General features: G+C 59.1%; 19 protein-coding genes and 1 tRNA gene. 13 read left to right on the forward strand and 7 right to left on the reverse strand.

What is annotated here, in order from left to right; translation table 11 throughout:
• Nucleotides 1-190: 190 nt before the first annotated feature.
• The 4 genes from FDG13_RS13225 to FDG13_RS13240 are packed head-to-tail and all read right to left on the reverse strand — an operon-like array spanning nt 191 to nt 5770.
• Nucleotides 191-3664: a DEAD/DEAH box helicase gene (locus FDG13_RS13225; protein WP_180128441.1), complete on the reverse strand. Its 3474-nt coding sequence runs from the start codon at nt 3662-3664 to the stop codon at nt 191-193.
• Nucleotides 3665-3722: 58 nt separating this feature from the next.
• A complete protein-coding gene (gene lipA, locus FDG13_RS13230) occupies nt 3723-4724 on the reverse strand; it encodes a lipoyl synthase (RefSeq protein WP_180128443.1) in 1002 nt (333 codons plus the stop codon).
• A gap of 60 nt (nt 4725-4784) precedes the next feature.
• A complete protein-coding gene (lipB, locus tag FDG13_RS13235) occupies nt 4785-5471 on the reverse strand; it encodes a lipoyl(octanoyl) transferase LipB (RefSeq protein WP_180128445.1) in 687 nt (228 codons plus the stop codon).
• Nucleotides 5472-5473: 2 nt separating this feature from the next.
• Nucleotides 5474-5770: a YbeD family protein gene (locus FDG13_RS13240; protein WP_180128447.1), complete on the reverse strand. Its 297-nt coding sequence runs from the start codon at nt 5768-5770 to the stop codon at nt 5474-5476.
• Nucleotides 5771-5878: 108 nt separating this feature from the next.
• On the opposite strand from FDG13_RS13240, the gene FDG13_RS13245 reads away from it, so the two are divergent.
• The 9 genes from FDG13_RS13245 (at nt 5879) to FDG13_RS13285 (ending at nt 13079) form a co-directional block, all read left to right on the forward strand.
• Nucleotides 5879-6388: an ATP synthase subunit I gene (locus FDG13_RS13245; RefSeq protein WP_180128449.1), complete on the forward strand. Its 510-nt coding sequence runs from the start codon at nt 5879-5881 to the stop codon at nt 6386-6388.
• Nucleotides 6389-6402: 14 nt separating this feature from the next.
• Nucleotides 6403-7290: a F0F1 ATP synthase subunit A gene (gene atpB, locus FDG13_RS13250; protein ID WP_180128451.1), complete on the forward strand. Its 888-nt coding sequence runs from the start codon at nt 6403-6405 to the stop codon at nt 7288-7290.
• Nucleotides 7291-7352: 62 nt separating this feature from the next.
• Complete coding sequence (gene atpE / locus FDG13_RS13255; protein WP_180128455.1) at nt 7353-7601, forward strand: F0F1 ATP synthase subunit C; 249 nt, start codon at nt 7353-7355, stop codon at nt 7599-7601.
• Between the two features lie 37 nt (nt 7602-7638).
• A complete protein-coding gene (locus FDG13_RS13260) occupies nt 7639-8109 on the forward strand; it encodes a F0F1 ATP synthase subunit B (protein WP_078365221.1) in 471 nt (156 codons plus the stop codon).
• A gap of 9 nt (nt 8110-8118) precedes the next feature.
• Nucleotides 8119-8649 (forward strand): F0F1 ATP synthase subunit delta, encoded by a 531-nt coding sequence (locus FDG13_RS13265; protein ID WP_180128468.1) that lies wholly within the window; start codon nt 8119-8121, stop codon nt 8647-8649.
• 48 nt (nt 8650-8697) lie between these two features.
• Nucleotides 8698-10251: a F0F1 ATP synthase subunit alpha gene (gene atpA, locus FDG13_RS13270; protein WP_078365223.1), complete on the forward strand. Its 1554-nt coding sequence runs from the start codon at nt 8698-8700 to the stop codon at nt 10249-10251.
• A gap of 31 nt (nt 10252-10282) precedes the next feature.
• Nucleotides 10283-11179 (forward strand): F0F1 ATP synthase subunit gamma, encoded by an 897-nt coding sequence (atpG, locus tag FDG13_RS13275; RefSeq protein ID WP_078365224.1) that lies wholly within the window; start codon nt 10283-10285, stop codon nt 11177-11179.
• A 43-nt stretch (nt 11180-11222) separates the two neighbouring features.
• Nucleotides 11223-12650 carry a F0F1 ATP synthase subunit beta gene (gene atpD, locus FDG13_RS13280; protein WP_180128570.1) on the forward strand — a complete coding sequence of 476 codons (1428 nt, stop codon included), beginning with the start codon at nt 11223-11225 and terminating at the stop codon, nt 12648-12650.
• 12 nt (nt 12651-12662) lie between these two features.
• The gene (locus tag FDG13_RS13285) at nt 12663-13079 is read left to right on the forward strand and encodes a F0F1 ATP synthase subunit epsilon (RefSeq protein WP_180128578.1); all 417 of its coding nucleotides are present in this window, start codon (nt 12663-12665) and stop codon (nt 13077-13079) included.
• 57 nt (nt 13080-13136) lie between these two features.
• Here the strand turns inward: FDG13_RS13285 and FDG13_RS13290 are convergent, their stop codons facing one another.
• The 3 genes from FDG13_RS13290 to FDG13_RS13300 are packed head-to-tail and all read right to left on the reverse strand — an operon-like array spanning nt 13137 to nt 15144.
• Entirely contained in the window at nt 13137-13658 is a 522-nt protein-coding gene (locus FDG13_RS13290; RefSeq protein WP_180128582.1) for a TPM domain-containing protein, read from the reverse strand.
• Nucleotides 13658-14554, reverse strand: coding sequence for a YgcG family protein (locus FDG13_RS13295; RefSeq protein WP_180128590.1), 897 nt, complete (start codon nt 14552-14554; stop codon nt 13658-13660). The genes FDG13_RS13290 and FDG13_RS13295 overlap by 1 nt, the downstream gene beginning before the upstream one ends.
• Nucleotides 14551-15144, reverse strand: coding sequence for a LemA family protein (locus tag FDG13_RS13300; protein ID WP_370528226.1), 594 nt, complete (start codon nt 15142-15144; stop codon nt 14551-14553). The genes FDG13_RS13295 and FDG13_RS13300 overlap by 4 nt, the downstream gene beginning before the upstream one ends.
• A 158-nt stretch (nt 15145-15302) precedes the next feature.
• Between FDG13_RS13300 and FDG13_RS13305 the strand changes: the two genes are divergently transcribed.
• From FDG13_RS13305 to FDG13_RS13320, 4 genes are all read left to right on the forward strand, one after another.
• Nucleotides 15303-15752, forward strand: a complete 450-nt coding sequence (locus FDG13_RS13305) for a nuclear transport factor 2 family protein (protein WP_180128604.1) — start codon at nt 15303-15305, stop codon at nt 15750-15752.
• Nucleotides 15753-15790: 38 nt separating this feature from the next.
• Entirely contained in the window at nt 15791-16777 is a 987-nt protein-coding gene (locus tag FDG13_RS13310; protein WP_180128610.1) for a YheT family hydrolase, read from the forward strand.
• Nucleotides 16770-17309 (forward strand): DUF2946 family protein, encoded by a 540-nt coding sequence (locus tag FDG13_RS13315; protein ID WP_180128616.1) that lies wholly within the window; start codon nt 16770-16772, stop codon nt 17307-17309. Before FDG13_RS13310 ends, FDG13_RS13315 begins: the two co-directional genes overlap by 8 nt.
• Nucleotides 17310-17601: 292 nt before the next feature.
• A tRNA-Arg gene (locus tag FDG13_RS13320) sits at nt 17602-17677 on the forward strand.
• The last annotated feature ends 44 nt before the right edge of the window (nt 17678-17721 follow it).

Genomic DNA, 17721 nt, shown 5'->3' on the forward strand with positions numbered 1-17721 from the left:
CCGACCAACTCCACATTAGGCTACTCGCCATGGCCGCTCTTCCGGCGGAGCTGAGCGACCGACCGCAGGCCTACCACAACCGCTGCCAGCGCGGCGTTTCAAGTCGCTGCATCTCAATAACAGAGGTTACACACCAAATAAGCCCCTAGCTCTTATTGAAAAAGGGTAGATAGCTATCAAAATAGAAGAATCACCCCGCCAGCGGCTTGAGCAACTCCGCCAGATCACTCTCGCTGAACAGCGGTTCCTTGCGTCCGACCGAGCCGCTGTACATGCTGTCGGCGAGTGAGGCTTTGCGCTCTTGTAACGCCAGAATGCGTTCCTCGATGGTGCCTTGGGCCACCAGTTTCACCACCCAGACACTTTGGGTCTGGCCGATGCGGTGGGCGCGGTCGGTGGCCTGGGCTTCCACTGCCGGGTTCCACCACGGGTCATAGTGGATCACGGTGTCAGCTTGCGGCAGGTTCAGGCCGGTGCCGCCGGCTTTCAGGCTGATTAAAAACAGCGGCACCGCGCCGCTGGTGAACTGGTGGATGATCTCGTCGCGCTTCTGGCTTTGACCGGTGAGTTTGACCCACTTCAGATCCCGCTTTTTGAGTTCGGCCTCGATCAGGGTCAGCATGCTGGTGAACTGCGAGAACAGCAAAATGCGCCGCCCCTCGGCCAGCATCTCGGGCAGCAGTTCCATCAGTTGGTCGAGCTTGGCCGAGGTTTTGACTTTTTTGGCGACGTCGAGCTTGAGCAAATGCGGGTCGCAGCAGACCTGACGCAATTTCAGCAACGCATCCAGGATGGTGATTTGTGACTTGGCCAGGCCTTTGGTACTGAGCGCCTCGCGCACGGTTTTTTCCATGCCGAGGCGAATGGTTTCGTACAGGTCCGCCTGTTTGCCTGAGAGCTCGACGCGCATCACGGTCTCGACCTTGGGCGGCAGCTCATGTGCCACCAGCGCCTTGGTCCGGCGCAGCATGAACGGCGTGACCCGCGCGCGTAACTGTTGCAGTGCTTCGGGGTCGCCCTGTTTTTCGATCGGGTTGCGAAACAGCTCGGTAAAACGTTTCTGGCTGCCCAGAAACCCCGGCATCAAAAAGTGGAACAGGCTCCACAACTCGCCCAGGTTGTTTTCCATCGGGGTGCCTGAGAGGCAGAGCCGGTGCCGGGTGCTCAGTTCAGCCACCACCTGGGCGGCCTGGGTGGCGGCGTTTTTGATGTTCTGCGCCTCGTCCAGCACCACCAGGTGCCATTGGCCTTGCAGCCAACCTTCGCGGTCACGCGGCAGCAGCGAATAGGGCGCGATGACGATGTCGTGGTCATGTGTGCTGCCACTGACCTCGTGGCGGTCCGCACCGTGGATGACCAGGCAACGCAGGCCGGGGCAAAAACGCTCGGCCTCACGGCGCCAGTTGCCCATCAGGCTCACCGGTGCAATGATCAACGCGGGGGCAGTCAGGCGGCCCGCGTCTTTTTCGATCTGGATGTGGGCCAGGGTTTGCAGGGTTTTGCCCAGGCCCATGTCGTCGGCCAGGATGCCACCCAGGCCGTATTCGCGCAAGAACTGCAACCAGTTCACGCCCTGCTGCTGGTAGGGTCGCAGCGTGGCCTGCACACTGGCCGGGATGCTCACCTGCGGTAGCTCGGCGCGACCCTGAAGTTGCTGCACCAGCTCGCGCAGCTGTTGGGCGCCGTCCCACACCACCCCTTCGCCGAGTGCGGCGGTGGTGCGCATCGCGTCCAGGCGCGAGAGTTTGAGGCTCTCGCCCGTGAAGTCGTGGGTGTTGTCCCCCACCAACTCCAGCAGCGCACCGAGCCAGGGTTTGAGGTTGTCGGTGGGCAGGCGGATGAAGCCGCCGTCCGGTTTGGGCAGGTACACAAAAGGTGGCAGGTCGGGCAGGCCGGTGGTTGCATCACGCGGGCTCATCGCGGCGGTGTTAATCAGCGTGGGCAGCAGCGGCAGGATGTTGTGGCGCCGGCCGTTGATCTCCATGCCCAAACTCAGGTCAAACCAGGGCGAGGTGGCCTCGTCGTCGCCCTGCGCTTGTATGTCCACATCCAGGGCGCTGGCGTGGCTGATCCAGTGGTTCAAGCTCTCGTCGAGTGTGATCTCGAACCCTGCCTCGCGCAGCGGCGCGTAGTCGCTGTCGACCAACTGCAGCCAGCGCTGTTGTGATGTATTGCCGGGAATACCAAACCCACCGTGGCCCTGGCTGGCAAAACCCCAGTCGCGCAGGCGCACGATGGCTTCCAGCTCACTTTGGGGGTCGCGCTGCAGCATGACGCGGCCTTGCGGGCCGTCCACCAGCACGGTGTTGCCCTGGCCCACCCACCAGCCACGGTAACCGGCGTAGTCAAAACTCAGGTGCATCAGCATCAGGCCCTCAACACGCACCAGGTCTGGCGGCACTGCTTGCAGGTACAGGCAGGCTTTGGGGGTGATGCCCTTGAGAGTGGGCAGCTGCTCCAGCACCGGCGGCGGTGGCACCGGGCCCAGCTGGGCCATCAACTCAGGCTGGTACTTTTTGAGCGACTCGGCTTTGAGCGGCGGGGTTTTGAGTAACACCGCAATCTGGCCCAGGCTCATGCCCTGCAGGTCGACCAGGCCGCAGCGGCCATTCACACTGTCCAAGTAGAGCGGCGGGTTGTTCAGGCACAGCTTGGCCTGGCCGTCGCCGAGTTTGGCGCGCAGAGCCCAGCCCGCGCGGTGGTTGATGTTCTGGCCCACCTCAAACCACTCCCAGGTCAGGGTGAGTGGCTCGCCCCATACCACCGGTGTGCCAGGCTGGCTGGGTGGCACCAGCACAAACAGGCGGCCGGTGCTGGCGGCTTTTTCCAGAATCTGCAGACCGTATTTGCCCTCGGGCGTGATTTTGTTGCGGGCGCTGTAGCTGTAGTAGTACTGGACCGAGCTGCCCGGCATGGCGCGCATGAGTTGCAGCACGTCGTGGTCGGTGTCGCTGGCCTGGTCGTAAATCGGCTGGCCGCGCTCGGGCTGGAACTTCATCGCCTTGGCGCGTGACCAGCCTCCCACCACCTTGGGGTAGGCAATGACCACCTCCAGGCTCAGTTGCGGGCTGGGGCCTTGCGGGTTGAGGATGGACAGCAGGTACAAAAACTGCTCAGGCCGCTCTGCCGGGGCACCGGAGCGGCCGGGGTTGGGCGGCGTAGGCAGCGCATTGGTGGCATGGCTGGCGGTGCGGGCCAGTTCACCCAGCCAGCGGATCAGCTGGTTGTCGGACTCCAGTTGCTCGGCGGCTTGTTGGCGTGCTTGATCGGCTTGGCGCTGGGCTTCGCGTTGTTCGGGGGTTGCAGGTGGGCTGGGGTTGGCACGGTCACCCAACAGGTGTTTGCCTTGGTAGGCGGCCTTGATCATCAGCGCCACCGCGTGCTTGCACTCGTAACCTACCGGGCAGGTACAGTCGCTGTCCCAGCCACGCAGTTGACCGGTGACCGTGAGGCTGAGCTCCACTTCCACCTGGTAGGGCTCGCGCATGCTGCCCTGCACCTCGCCTTCTAGCAGCCAGCGGTGTTCTATGGGTGAGATCGTCAGGCTCAGCACCTTCTGGCCGCGGTACAGGTCCAGCGCGCGGGCATAGACAGCGCTGCTGCTGCGTTTGGCCAGCGAGGCCAAGTCCAGCCAAAGTCCAGATGGTGCGTCGTTATGAGGCATGAAATTGGCCTCTAGCCCTTATCTATAAAGGGCTAGCAGCTATACAAATAATATTATTTCAAACGCCGGTTTGTCCCATGGCGTGCCCGGCCTGCTGGTCTGCATGGTAGCTGGAGCGCACCATGGCGCCGACTGCGGCGTGGCTGAAGCCCATCTCGTACGCTTTGGCTTCGAACATCTTGAACACATCCGGATGCACGTAGCGTTTGACCGTCAGGTGGCTGGTGGAGGGCGCCAGGTACTGGCCAATGGTCAGCATGTTGATGCCGTGGTCACGCATGTCCTGCATGGTTTGCAGAATCTCGTCATCGGTTTCGCCCAGGCCGACCATGATGCCGCTTTTGGTGGGCACGTCCGGGTGCAACGCCTTGAACTTTTTGAGCAGGTTCAGACTGAACTGGTAGTCAGAACCGGGGCGGGCTTCCTTGTAGAGGCGCGGGATGGTTTCCAGATTGTGGTTCATCACGTCGGGCGGTGCGGCCTTCAAAATCTCCAGTGCGCGATCGTCGCGGCCCCGGAAGTCGGGCACCAGCACTTCGATCTGCGTTTGTGGCGATTTCTCGCGGATGGCCTCGATGCAGGCGACAAAGTGGCCCGCGCCACCGTCGCGCAGGTCGTCGCGGTCGACGCTGGTGATCACCACGTATTTGAGTTTGAGCTGGGCAATGGTGTTGGCCAGGTTGACGGGCTCATTCACATCGAGCGGGTCGGGGCGGCCATGGCCCACGTCGCAAAACGGGCAGCGCCGGGTGCATTTGTCACCCATGATCATGAAGGTGGCGGTGCCTTTGCCAAAACATTCACCGATGTTGGGGCAGCTGGCTTCCTCACACACGGTGACCAGTTTGTTGCTGCGCAACACGTCCTTGATTTCATAGAAGCGGGTGCTGGGTGAACCGGCTTTGACGCGAATCCACTCGGGTTTGCGCAAAATTTCGCCTTGCACCACCTTGACCGGGATGCGCGACAGCTTGGCAGCTGCTTTTTGTTTGGCGGTGGGGTCGTAGTTTTCGGCGGATTGGGCCACGCGCACGGTGGTGTCGTCAGTGGAGGTGCTCATGGTGTCTGTTGGGTGTGTGGTGGGGCAGGGCGTCGGGGTGGTCTGGCCGTTTGCGAAGACTCAGGGGGTCAGGTAACGGGCCAGCTGCTGCGCCAGCACGTCTGCCGCCTCTTGCCAGGGGACAAAAACGCCGATTGTAGAAAGGTCAACGGTTTGCAGTGCCTGGTAGCCGCAGGGGTTGATACGCAAGTAGGGTTCCAGGTCCATCGCCACATTGAGTGCCACGCCGTGGTAGGTGCAGTTGTGGCTGACCTTGATGCCCAGGGCGCCGATCTTGCCCAGTCCGGTGAAATCCGGTGTGTGGCTGGCACCGTGTTGTGGCCGCTGTAGCAATAGCGCGTGGGAGCGCGGGTCGTCCAGTCGCACGTAAATCCCGGGTGCGCCCGCCACCCGGTGGCCGGTCACACCAAAGTGCATCAGGGTGCGGATCACCGCCTCCTCGATGCGGTAGACGTATTCCTTGACGAAGTAGCCCGCACGTTTGAGGTCCAGCAAGGGGTAGGCCACCACCTGCCCCGGGCCGTGGTAGGTCACCTGGCCACCCCGGTTGGTCTGGATGACCGGGATATCGCCTGGGTTAAAGATATGCTCTTTTTTGCCTGCCAGCCCTTGTGTATAAACGGGAGGGTGCTCACAAATCCATAACGCGTCCGGCGTTGCCGCTGTTCGTTCGGCGGTAAAAGCCTGCATCGCGTCATAGGTGGGCAGGTAGTCCACACGGCCCAGAAACTGTGCGCTGAGAGCCACGGTCAAAGCACCACCTTGACCATTGGGTGGGTGGAGAGTGTGCGGTACAACTCGTCGAGCTGCTCGCGGCTGGTGGCGGTGATGGTGATGGTCACACCCAGGTACTTGTCACCTTTGCTGGGGCGCAGTTCGATGGTGCTGGCATCAAAGTTGGGATCAAAAGAGTGGGCGATGTGGCTGATGGCGGCCACCAGGCCGTCGGTTTTGATGCCCATCACCTTGATCGGGAACTGGCTAGGGTAGGTGATCAGTGAGGCTTGTTGCGCGTCGGGCGGGGTGGGTTCGTCGGAGTGGGTCATAGGGGTGTTTAGCAGTTCTGGCTTTTTTACCGGCTGGGTTTCTACCTATAATCAAAGGCTTGTCTGACAAAAGTCAAAAGTTCAGTCTGTAAAGTAACCGTAATGTAAATGGCGACAATAGCACCTTCGGGAGCACAGGGCTCTGAGTTCGATGGCGAGCCTCATGTTTTTGTTCCATTAACGCCTGAACAGGCGGCGGTTGTCCGGGCTGCCAATCCCTCGACCTCACCCTGGTGGGTGGTGGTTGGCCAAATTGTGATGGGTTTGTTGGCGGTGGGTCTGGCTTTGGTTTGGTTTGACGAAAGAGTTGCCAAATCTCTTGCATGTGGTGTGTTGGCGGTGGTGGTTCCTGCGGCCTTGTTTGCGCGTGGGTTGACCAGCCAGTTTGCCAGAGCCAATGTGGGGGCGGCAGTGATGAGCTTCTTTGTGTGGGAGCTGGTCAAGATAGTTGTGACGCTGGGCATTCTTTTTGCTGCCCATCGTCTGGTGGCAGATTTGAGCTGGCCGGCCATGCTGGTTGGTCTGGTGGTTGCCATCAAGGTGTATTGGTTGGCCTTGGCGTTCAGGCGTCCAGGCAAATCGATGCAAGTTTTAACGCCTCATGGCAAAAGTAACTGATTGAAGAGTGACTGATGGCTATTGAAGAACACGCTGCGCAAGGCCCAACGGCTGGTGAGTACATCGGCCACCATTTGACCCACCTCCAGTCCGCCAAACAATCGGGCGTGATTGACATGTCTGTGTTCAACCTGGACTCCATTTTTTGGGCGGTCTTGTTGGGTTGTCTGGGTTTGTTTGTGATGTGGCGGGTGGCCAAGTCGGTGACGGCTGGTGTGCCTGGGCGTATGCAGGCGGCCGTTGAGATTTTGCTGGAGATGGTTGACACCCAGGCCAAAGGCATCATCCACAACGCCGAATCGCGCAAATTTGTCGGTCCGTTGGCGTTGACCGTATTCATCTGGGTGTTTTTGATGAATTCCATGGACTTTTTGCCGGTGGATCTGATTCCATTGGCTTGGGAAATGATCTATGGCGCAGCAGGTGGTGATCCGCATCACGCCTACATGCGTGTCGTTCCTACTGCAGACTTGTCCACCACGCTGGCGATGTCTACCTCGGTGCTGCTGGTTTGCCTGTACTACAACATCAAGATCAAAGGTGCTGGCGGTTGGGCGCATGAACTGGTTACTGCACCGTTTGGCACCAGCAAAAATCCTCTGTATGCCATTCCGCTGGGTGTGTTGAACTTGGCGATGCAACTGATCGAATTCACTGCCAAAACCGTGTCACATGGCATGCGGTTGTTTGGCAATATGTATGCGGGCGAGCTGGTGTTCATGCTGATTGCGCTGATGGGTGCGGTCGGATTTGGCTCGGCCACAGGTATTGCTCTCTGGTTCGGTCATGTGCTGGCAGGCACCGGGTGGGCAATATTCCACATTTTGATCGTGGCGCTGCAAGCGTTCATTTTCATGATGTTGACTTTGGTGTATGTGGGCCAAGCGCACGACCATCACTAAAAAAGTGTCAGTAGTTTTTGTTACCTTTTTTCTTTTCAACTTGAATCCATAGGAGCTCTTAAATGGAAAACGTTCTCGGTTTTGTGGCACTGGCCGCTGGTTTGATCATTGGTCTGGGTGCTGTCGGCGCTTGTATCGGTATTGGCATCATGGGTAGCAAATACCTCGAAGCCGCCGCACGCCAACCCGAGCTGATGAACGAACTGCAAACCAAAATGTTCCTGCTGGCTGGTCTGATCGACGCCGCGTTCCTGATTGGTGTGGGTATTGCCATGATGTTTGCCTTCGCCAACCCGTTTGTGCTGAAGTAATCCCTTTCGCCTTTCATTGATCTAGAGAGGTGTTGTTGTGAGTATTAACGCAACATTCTTCGCGCAGATGGTGGTGTTTTTCCTGTTGGTGATGTTCACGATGAAACTCGTGTGGCCGCCGATAGCCAAGGCACTGGATGAACGCGCCCAGAAAATCGCAGAAGGCTTGGCTGCCGCCGACAAAGCCAAAGCCGAACTTTCATCTGCCAACCGGCGTGTGGAAGAAGAGTTGGTCAAGTCGCGCACCGAGACAGCGGGTCGTTTGGCGGATGCCGAACGCCGTGCTCTGAGCATCATCGAAGAAGCCAAGGCCAAAGCGGCAGAAGAAGGCAGCAAGATTGTTGCCGCTGCCAAAGCCGAGGCTGAGCAGCAGACGGTGAAGGCCCGCGAGGTACTGCGTGAGCAGGTTGCGGCACTGGCTGTCAAAGGTGCAGAGCAGATCTTGCGCAAGGAAGTCAACGCTGGCGTCCATGCTGACTTGCTGAACCGTTTGAAGACCGAGCTTTAAGAGAACAACATGGCTGAACTTGCCACTATTGCACGTCCTTACGCTGAGGCTTTGTTCGCAGCCTGTGGTGCTGAAGCCAAGACGGTACTGGGCTGGCTCAATGAGCTGGCCTGTGTTGCCGCTGAGCCGCAGTTGCTGCAGTTTGCAGACAGCCCGAAAGCGACCTCGGACCAGGTGTACGGCGTGATTTCTGGTGTCATGAAGACGGCTTTGGACGTGCATGCACAGAATTTCCTGCGTACGGTGATCGCAAATAACCGGCTGGCTTTTTTGCCCGAAATTGCGTCGCAGTTTCGTGTGCTGGCCAATGCCAAGAGCGGGACCAGTGATGCTGTTGTTTACAGTGCCTTCCCGATTGATGGCGCCGCCCTGGCTGAGACAGCCAAGGTGCTTGAGCAGCGGTTTGGGCGCAAGCTCAATCTGACGGTTGAGTTGCAGCCTGATCTGATTGGCGGCATCCGGGTTGTCTTAGGTGACGAAGTTCTTGACACATCGGTCAAGGCGCGTTTGGAACAAATGAAAGTGGCTTTAACGGCTTGAGGCTTTGCCGCAAACCGCCAGCCTATTTAATGAAAGAAGGAAAGAGTCATGCAACTCAATCCCGCAGAAATTTCTGAACTGATCAAGAGCCGTATTGAAGGTCTGTCTGCCAGCGCAGACATTCTCAATCAAGGGACGGTGGTGTCCGTGACCGACGGTATCGTCCGTATTCACGGTCTCTCGGATGCCATGCAAGGCGAAATGCTGGAATTCCCGGCCGACGCTGATGGTCAGCCCAGTTATGGCCTGGCGCTGAATCTGGAGCGTGACTCGGTGGGTGCCGTGGTGTTGGGTGCTTACGAGCACATTTCAGAAGGCGACACCGTCAAGTGCACGGGCCGTATTCTGGAAGTGCCGGTGGGTCCCGAACTCAAAGGCCGTGTGGTGAATGCTTTGGGCCAGCCGATTGATGGCAAGGGTCCGATCAACGCCAAGATGACCGATGTGATTGAAAAAGTGGCTCCGGGCGTGATTGCCCGTGAATCCGTCAGCCAACCCATGCAGACTGGCCTGAAGTCGATTGACTCCATGGTCCCTGTGGGGCGTGGTCAGCGTGAGTTGATCATTGGTGACCGTCAGACCGGCAAAACCGCTGTGGCGATTGACGCGATCATCAACCAGAAGGGTCAGAACATGACCTGCGTTTATGTCGCGATTGGCCAAAAGGCCTCCAGCGTCAAGAACGTGGTGCGTTCGCTGGAACAAGCTGGCGCCATGGAATACACCATTGTGGTGGCCGCGACCGCTTCCGAGTCTGCCGCCATGCAGTACGTGGCTGCTTACTCCGGTTGCACCATGGGTGAATACTTCCGTGACCGTGGTGAAGATGCGCTGATTGTTTATGACGATCTGTCCAAACAAGCCGTGGCTTACCGTCAGGTGTCTTTGTTGTTGCGCCGCCCACCAGGCCGTGAAGCCTACCCTGGCGACGTGTTTTACCTCCACAGCCGTTTGCTGGAGCGCGCCGCTCGTGTGAATGCCGACTACGTCGAAGCGTTCACCAAAGGCGCCGTCAAAGGTAAGACTGGTTCGTTGACCGCTTTGCCGATCATTGAAACCCAGGCAGGTGACGTGTCGGCCTTTGTGCCTACCAACGTGATTTCGATCACCGACGGCCAGATCTTCCTGGAAACGTCTTTGTTCAATGCCGGTATCCGTCCTGCGATCAACGCAGGTATTTCGGTGTCCCGCGTTGGTGGTGCTGCACAAACCAAGCTGATCAAGAACTTGTCCGGTGGTATCCGTACCGACTTGGCTCAGTACCGCGAACTGGCTGCGTTTGCCCAGTTTGCCTCTGACCTGGACGAAGCCACCCGCAAGCAGCTTGACCGTGGTGCCCGCGTGACCGAGTTGCTCAAGCAGGCTCAGTACAGCCCGCAACCCATTTCCATCATGGGTGCCACTTTGTTTGCGGTCAACAAGGGTTTCCTGGATGACATCGCGGTGAACAAGGTGTTGGCGTTCGAACATGGCTTGCATGCTTATCTGAAAGACAAACATGCTGCACTGCTGGCCAAGCTGGAAGCAGACCGCGCCATGGACAAGGATGCTGAGGCTGAACTCAACGCTGCCGTTGCTGCTTTCAAGAAGTCGTTTGCCTGAAGTCCCCTCGCAACTAGACTAGGAGACTGATATGGCAACTGGCAAGGAAATACGCGGCAAGATCAAAAACTTCGAAAGCACGAAGAAGATCACCAAGGCCATGGAGATGATTTCCGTCTCCAAGATGCGTAAAGCGCAGGAACGCATGCGTGCTGCCCGCCCCTACACTGAAAAAGTTCGCAACATCGCTGCCCATTTGGGCAGTGCCAACCCGGAGTATGTCCACCCGTTCATGAAGTCCAACAATGCCAAGGCAGTTGGCATGATTGTGGTGACCACCGACAAGGGTTTGTGTGGCGGCCTCAACACCAACGTATTGCGTGGTGTCACCAACAAACTGCGCGATGTGCAGAACGCTGGCATGACCACCCAGGCTGTGGCCGTTGGCAACAAGGGCCTGGGTTTTCTCAACCGCATCGGTGCCAAAGTGGTGGCGCATGTCACCCAACTGGGTGACCGGCCGCATTTGGAGCGTTTGATCGGGCCGGTCAAGGTGTTGCTGGATGCGTATGAGAGAGGCGAAGTCAGCGCGGTGTACCTGACCTACACCCGTTTCATCAACACGATGAAGCAGGAAGTGGTCATGGAGCAGCTGCTGCCTTTGTCGGCGGTGCAAATGAGTGAAGAGGCCCGCGTCAGCGAAGCCAAGTCGGGCACCAAACATGGCTGGGACTACATCTATGAACCCGATGCGCAGACGGTCATTGATGAGTTGATCGTGCGTTACGTGGAAGCGCTGGTGTTCCAGGCGGTTGCCGAAAACATGGCGTCTGAACACGCCGCTCGTATGGTCGCCATGAAGGCGGCTACCGATAACGCTGGCAATGTGATTGGTGAGTTGAAGCTGGTCTACAACAAGACCCGTCAGGCAGCCATCACCAAAGAGTTGTCAGAAATCGTCTCCGGCGCCGCCGCCATTGCTGCCTGATCAGGCAGTCAAGCAAGATTCAAATTTATTGGAGCAAAACCAAATGGCTCAAGAAACTACCAACACGAACGCACCTGTGCAAGGCAAGATCGTTCAGTGCATCGGCGCCGTGGTCGACGTGGAATTTCCACGCGCTCACATGCCCAACATTTATGACGCGCTCAAGCTTGAAGGCTCTGCGCTGACACTTGAAGTGCAACAGCAACTCGGTGACGGCATTGTGCGGACAATCGCCTTGGGTTCCAGCGACGGTTTGCGCCGTGGTCTGATGGTGTCCAACACCGGCAAGTCGATTCAAGTGCCCGTGGGTACAGCGACGCTGGGCCGCATCATGGACGTGCTCGGTAACCCGATTGACGAACGTGGCCCGGTGAATGCTTCCCTGCACATGTCGATCCACCGCAAAGCGCCGGTCTATGACGAACTGAGCCCATCACAAGAACTGCTGGAAACCGGCATCAAGGTGATTGACTTGGTTTGCCCGTTCGCCAAGGGCGGTAAGGTCGGTTTGTTCGGTGGTGCCGGCGTGGGCAAGACCGTGAACATGATGGAACTCATCAACAACATCGCCAAGGCACACAGCGGTTTGTCGGTGTTTGCCGGTGTGGGTGAACGTACCCGTGAAGGCAATGACTTCTACCATGAAATGGCCGATTCCGGCGTGGTGAACCTCGAGAAGCTCGAAGACTCCAAAGTGTCCATGGTCTACGGTCAGATGAATGAGCCCCCTGGCAACCGTCTGCGCGTGGCCTTGACCGGTCTGACCATCGCCGAGTCCTTCCGTGATGAAGGCCGTGACGTGTTGTTCTTTGTGGACAACATCTACCGCTACACCCTGGCCGGTACCGAAGTGTCCGCGCTCTTGGGTCGTATGCCTTCCGCCGTGGGTTACCAGCCGACACTGGCCGAAGAAATGGGCCGTTTGCAAGAGCGGATCACCTCGACCAAGGTAGGTTCCATCACCTCGATCCAGGCCGTTTACGTGCCTGCGGATGACTTGACCGACCCGTCGCCTGCCACCACCTTTGCCCACTTGGATTCCACCGTTGTGCTGAGCCGTGACATCGCGTCGCTCGGTATTTACCCCGCTGTGGACCCGCTGGACTCCACCAGCCGCCAGCTCGACCCGAACGTGGTGGGCCTGGACCACTACGAAACCGCTCGTGCGGTGCAAGGGACGCTGCAGCGTTACAAGGAATTGCGCGACATCATCGCCATCTTGGGTATGGACGAATTGGCACCCGAAGACAAGCTGACGGTGGCCCGTGCTCGCAAGATCCAGCGTTTCCTGTCGCAACCGTTCCATGTGGCTGAAGTGTTTACCGGCTCACCCGGCAAGTACGTCTCCTTGGCGGAAACCATCCGTGGCTTCAAGATGATTGTGGCTGGCGAGTGTGACCACCTGCCGGAACAGGCGTTCTACATGGTCGGTACCATCGACGAAGCGTTCGAAAAAGCCAAGAAGATCTAAGGCAGCTTCACCATGAACACCATCCACGTTGATGTGGTCAGTGCCGAAGAGTCCATCTTCTCGGGTGAAGCACGTTTTGTGGCTTTGCCCGGTGAAGCTGGTGAACTGGGCATTTATCCACGCCACACACCGCTGATCACCCGTGTCAAAGCGGGCTCGGTGCGTATCGAAATGGCTGACGGTTCCGAAGAGTTTGTCTTTGTGGCCGGTGGCATTCTGGAAGTCCAGCCTGACTGCGTGACCGTGCTGTCGGACACCGCCATCCGTGGCAAGGATCTGGACGACGAAAAGGCCAATGAAGCCAAACTGGCTGCCGAGGAAGCGGTTAAAAACGCCAGGACCGATCTGGACTTGGCCAAAGCCTCGTCCGAGCTGGCGGTCATGGCAGCCCAGATCAGCGCCTTGCGCAAGTACCGCAACAAAAAATAAACGGTACCGCCCCCTGAAAAAACCCCGCGATGCGGGGTTTTTTTATGGCCGGGTGGTTCAGCGCAGCGTGGGCATGTCGGGCAATTCGTTTGGGTTGTGCGCGTGGGCGGCGAGCGGGAAATGGGCCCGCAACAAGCCGGAGACCGCAGCCACAGTCTGTGTCAGTCCCGTTTCGAACTCACCCCGTTGGAAGTGAGCACGCATGCCGCTCAGCAGATGCTGCCAGGTGTCGGCCGACACTTTGTCATTGAGCCCCCGATCCGCCACGATCTCGATGGCGTGTTCAGCCAGAAGCAGATAGATCAGCACCCCGTTGTTGTGCTCGGTGTCCCAGACCCGCAGTTTGCCGAACTGGCTCAGCGCACGCTGGCGGATGATGTGTGGCAGGGCGTCGTTGCGCCAGAGGTAACTGAGCGGCAAGCCTGCTTCGACAAAAATCCGGATTTCACCGCTGTGTTGTGTTTCGCTGCGACGAACCGCTTGCGCCAGCTGTTCCAGCGCGGCAGGTGGCAGGGCCCGCTTAGCTGCGCCATCCGCCAGCCAGCGGTGTTTAAAAAGCCGTTTGAGTTGAACCCACATCACCAGTCTCCTGAGGCGCCGCCGCCGCCAAAGTCGCCACCGCCACCCGAGCTGAAGCCGCCGCCACCGCCGCTGCCAAAACCGCCCCCGAACCCACCGCCGCCAAAGCCGCCACCCCCCCCTCCAAACCCGCTGCGGCCACCCGTGGATACACCGGACAGCAGGGTGAACACCAGCGCAGCCACGGCAGCCAGTCCGGCGATCAGCAGGCTGCTGGTGAGTATCAAGGCGATGAACCCAGCCACACCGCCAGTCGCCAGAGAACCCAATCGTGATCCCAAAATACGTTTGGTAACGGCACCCACCACTGGCACCGCGATGAACATAAATATGCCTAAGTCCATCCAATTGAAACCATCGTCACCCGTTTGGCTGCCCGGCCCTGCCTGGGTGGGCAAGGGCAAGGCCTCGCCGGTGATCAGCGCCATCATCTGGTCGGTGGCAGCGTCCAGGCCGCCCGCGTAGTCACCCTGTTTAAAACGCGGCGTGATGGCCTGGTCAATGATGCGTTTGGCGGCCAGATCGGGAATGGCGCCTTCCAGAGTTTTGGCGACTTCGATGCGCACCCGCCGGTCGTTCAGCGCCACCACCAGCAACACACCGTCACCGATCTCTTTGCGACCGATTTTCCAGCTGTTGCCAACCCGGTTGGCATAGCTGGTGATGTCCTCGGGCTGGGTGGTCGGCACCAACAGCAGCACCAGTTGGGTCCCACGTGCCTGCTCAAAGGCCGTGAGTTTGGCCTCCAGCTGCTCACGCTGTGGGGCGCCCAGGGCGCCGCTTATGTCGACCACATGGCCCGTCAGTGGTGGCACGGCCTGTTGCGCCAGGGCCACCCCCAGTGTCAACAGCCACCCCAGCAAACCGGCGGAGAGACCCGCCAAAAGACGCTTCATTTTTTGTTGAAGTCAACCACCGGCGGGGCGCTTATCGCCGCTTCGTTCTGCACGGTGAAACCTTCCTTGGGGTGGTAACCAAACACCATGGCGGTCAGGTTGCTCGGGAAACTGCGGGCCAACACGTTGTACTGCTGCACCGCCTGGATGTAGCGGTTGCGTGCCACGGTGACACGATTCTCGGTGCCCTCCAATTGCACACGCAGGTCTTTGAAACCTTCGTTGGTCTTGAGGTTGGGGTACTGCTCTGACACGGCCATCAGGCGGCTCAAGGCCGTCCCGAGTTCACCCTGGGCGGCCTGGAATTTCTTGAAGGCCTCGGGATCGTTCAGCGTTTCGGGGGTCACCTGGATCGAAGTGGCTTTGGCGCGGGCTTCGATCACCTTGGTCAGGGTTTCTTGCTCAAACGCGGCTTCACCCTTGACGGTGGCGACAATATTGGGCACCAGGTCGGCGCGTCGCTGGTACTGGTTGAGCACCTCGCTCCAGGCGGACTTGGTCTGTTCGTCCAGACTCTGAAAATCGTTGTAGCCACAACCACCGAGCATCAGCGTGGCAGCAAGCACCAAGAACCAGCGTTTCATAGACATCTCCCAGCGAAAAAAAGACAACGGTAGCACAGGCATGCCTCGCCACTTCGTGGCGTTGGCGTGGAATTCAAGGCAGGTGTGTGTGTATTTGGCCAGTAGCGTTCACGTGGTGTCGAAAAGCAAAGGCAAAATCAGGCTCCATCTGAACAGGCCCCCACATGTCCAAAGCACCCCAAAAGCCCGCCGCCATCGGTGGCAGCGCTGACGAAACGGAAACCAGCTTCTACGAGGCGCTGCAAAGCGGCGACATTGAACGGCTGATGGCCTGCTGGGCCGATGAAGACGATGTGGTCTGCATCCACCCCGGCAGCCCGCGCCTGGTGGGTCTGGGTGCCGTGCGCGCCGCCTTTGAGATGGTGCTCAGCCACGGCGCGGTGCGGATCCAGGTGGAATCCCTGCGCAAGATCGAGTCGATGACCAGCGCGGTGCACAGTGTGCGTGAACGCCTCGACATCCTCACCAGTGAAGGCTCGGTGGAGGCCTTTGCCATCGCCACCAACGTGTATTTCAAGACAACCCAGGGTTGGCGCATGGTGGCCCACCATGTCAGCGCCGGTGGCTCACATGACTCTGAGGACATTTCTGACCCACCCCATGTTCTGCACTAAATTGGCCTCTAGCCCTTATCAATAAAGGACAAGTAGCTATGAACTACATAGCTCCCTGGTGGTTGCCAGGCGGGCAGGCGCAAACCATCTGGCCGGCTCTTCACGCGCGCCGCCAGCAGACCCAGGCTACGGCCAAGACCACACCTTACCGGCGTGAGCGCTGGACCACACCGGACGCCGATTTCATCGATCTGGACTGGTTGGACAGACCACCAGCGGGCACCTTGCTGGTGTTGTTCCACGGCCTGGAGGGGTCGTCCCGCAGCCATTACGCGCTGGCGTTTGCCGAGTATGCGCAGCAACAGGGCTTCAACTATGTGGTGCCGCACTTCCGGGGCTGCAGCGGCCAGATCAACCTGGCCCCACGCGCCTACCACTCGGGCGACTATGAGGAAATCGGCTGGGTGTTGCAGGCTTTGCGGCGCCGACACAGCGGGCGCATCCTGGCGGTGGGTGTGTCGCTGGGGGGCAACGCCTTGTTGCGCTGGGCAGAAGAAGCCGGGCAGAGCGCGGGCCAGGTGGTGGATGCGGTCGCCAGCATCTCCGCGCCGGTGGATCTGGCGGCCAGTGGCCGGGCCATCGGCCGCGGCTGGAACCGGCAGATCTACACCCGCATGTTCCTGGCCAGCATGAAACCCAAGGCGCTGCGCAAGTTGGCCCAGCACCCGGGCCTGTTCGATGCACAGGCGCTGCAGGCGGCCCAGGACCTGTATGCGTTTGACAACGTCTTCACCGCCCCGTTGCACGGCTTCAAAAACACCAACGATTACTGGGCGCGGGCCTCGGCCAAACCACAGCTAGCCAGCATCCAGGTGCCGACCCTGCTGGTGAACGCCCTGAACGACCCGTTTGTACCTGGCCACAGCCTGCCCCACCTGCGCAGTGTGGGCCACCACGTGACCTTGTGGCAGCCCCGCCATGGTGGCCATGTGGGTTTTGCCGCAGGCAAACCGCCCGGCCATCTGCGCAGCTTGCCCGAGCAAGTGGGCGGCTGGCTGGCACAACACGGAGCTCCCCATGGATGACATCGTCCACCAGGCCATGGCCAAGTGGCCCAACGTGCCCGACTGTTACGGCTGGCTGGGACTGGACGCGCGTGGCAACTGGTACCTGCGCGACGACCAGGCACAAGCCGCCGGTACGTTTGCCAGCAGCTTGCCGGGCAGCAAGGGTTCGCTGTTGCAACACGACAAACTGATCGACTTCATTGGTCGCAACTACAGCGCTGACAGTCTGGGTCGTTGGTTTTTCCAGAACGGGCCGCAGCGGGTGTTTGTGGAGCTGCAGATGGCACCGCTGGTCTGGCGGGTGCAGACCGACTTCTCGGTCAAGGACCACATCGGGCGTGATGCGTCTGTCCAGACGTGCTGGCTCGACGAACAAGGCCATCTGTTTTTGCAAACAGACACCGGGTTTGGCTTGGTGCACACCCAAGACATGGGCTTGGCGGCCGACGCAGTCGACCACGGTCTGTGGTTGCCCCAGGATGTGCTGAGCCAGGATGTGCCAGAGCGGTTCGGTTTTGTCCTTAGTCCCATGGCTATGCAAAATGTATAGCTGAATGCCCTTTTGAAATAAGGGCTTGAGGCCAAAATTATCTTGAATTCAGGGCGAAATGCTGTGACCACTTTCAGAACAGGACGGCTGACCAGGCACCTGGGGCCGAGGTGATCAGCTCAAACAGAACCGTATCAAAGCGTAGCTGTGCGGCCCAGGCCCGGAAAGCACCTACAATCCACGGTTCGCGTCAAGCATGCGGCTGTAGCTCAGTGGATAGAGTATTGGCCTCCGAAGCCTATAGTCATCCGGGCTCGCTGCGAAAATGTGAGTATTGGTCTTTTTTAGAGTTGCGGCTGTAGCTCAGTGGATAGAGTATTGGCCTCCGAAGCCAAGGGTCGTGGGTTCGATCCCCGCCAGCCGCACCATTCATAGGTTTGATGCTATCAAATTTGAGGCATCAAGTGGAATC

Origin of the sequence: Rhodoferax sp. BLA1 (assembly GCF_013416775.1) — a bacterium.
GTDB lineage: Bacteria > Pseudomonadota > Gammaproteobacteria > Burkholderiales > Burkholderiaceae_C > Rhodoferax.

Bases quoted from the DNA above. Each gene is read 5' to 3' on its own strand.
- FDG13_RS13295 (WP_180128590.1), bottom strand. From the start codon at position 14,554: ATGAAGCGTCTTTTGGCGGGTCTCTCCGCCGGTTTGCTGGGGTGGCTG.
- FDG13_RS13305 (WP_180128604.1), top strand. From the start codon at position 15,303: ATGTCCAAAGCACCCCAAAAGCCCGCCGCCATCGGTGGCAGCGCTGAC.
- FDG13_RS13285 (WP_180128578.1), top strand. From the start codon at position 12,663: ATGAACACCATCCACGTTGATGTGGTCAGTGCCGAAGAGTCCATCTTC.
- atpD (WP_180128570.1), top strand. From the start codon at position 11,223: ATGGCTCAAGAAACTACCAACACGAACGCACCTGTGCAAGGCAAGATC.
- FDG13_RS13225 (WP_180128441.1), bottom strand. From the start codon at position 3,664: ATGCCTCATAACGACGCACCATCTGGACTTTGGCTGGACTTGGCCTCG.
- atpG (WP_078365224.1), top strand. From the start codon at position 10,283: ATGGCAACTGGCAAGGAAATACGCGGCAAGATCAAAAACTTCGAAAGC.
- FDG13_RS13240 (WP_180128447.1), bottom strand. From the start codon at position 5,770: ATGACCCACTCCGACGAACCCACCCCGCCCGACGCGCAACAAGCCTCA.
- atpA (WP_078365223.1), top strand. From the start codon at position 8,698: ATGCAACTCAATCCCGCAGAAATTTCTGAACTGATCAAGAGCCGTATT.
- FDG13_RS13300 (WP_370528226.1), bottom strand. From the start codon at position 15,144: ATGTCTATGAAACGCTGGTTCTTGGTGCTTGCTGCCACGCTGATGCTC.
- atpE (WP_180128455.1), top strand. From the start codon at position 7,353: ATGGAAAACGTTCTCGGTTTTGTGGCACTGGCCGCTGGTTTGATCATT.
- FDG13_RS13315 (WP_180128616.1), top strand. From the start codon at position 16,770: ATGGATGACATCGTCCACCAGGCCATGGCCAAGTGGCCCAACGTGCCC.
- FDG13_RS13265 (WP_180128468.1), top strand. From the start codon at position 8,119: ATGGCTGAACTTGCCACTATTGCACGTCCTTACGCTGAGGCTTTGTTC.
- FDG13_RS13290 (WP_180128582.1), bottom strand. From the start codon at position 13,658: ATGTGGGTTCAACTCAAACGGCTTTTTAAACACCGCTGGCTGGCGGAT.
- FDG13_RS13245 (WP_180128449.1), top strand. From the start codon at position 5,879: ATGGCGACAATAGCACCTTCGGGAGCACAGGGCTCTGAGTTCGATGGC.
- atpB (WP_180128451.1), top strand. From the start codon at position 6,403: ATGGCTATTGAAGAACACGCTGCGCAAGGCCCAACGGCTGGTGAGTAC.
- FDG13_RS13310 (WP_180128610.1), top strand. From the start codon at position 15,791: ATGAACTACATAGCTCCCTGGTGGTTGCCAGGCGGGCAGGCGCAAACC.
- lipA (WP_180128443.1), bottom strand. From the start codon at position 4,724: ATGAGCACCTCCACTGACGACACCACCGTGCGCGTGGCCCAATCCGCC.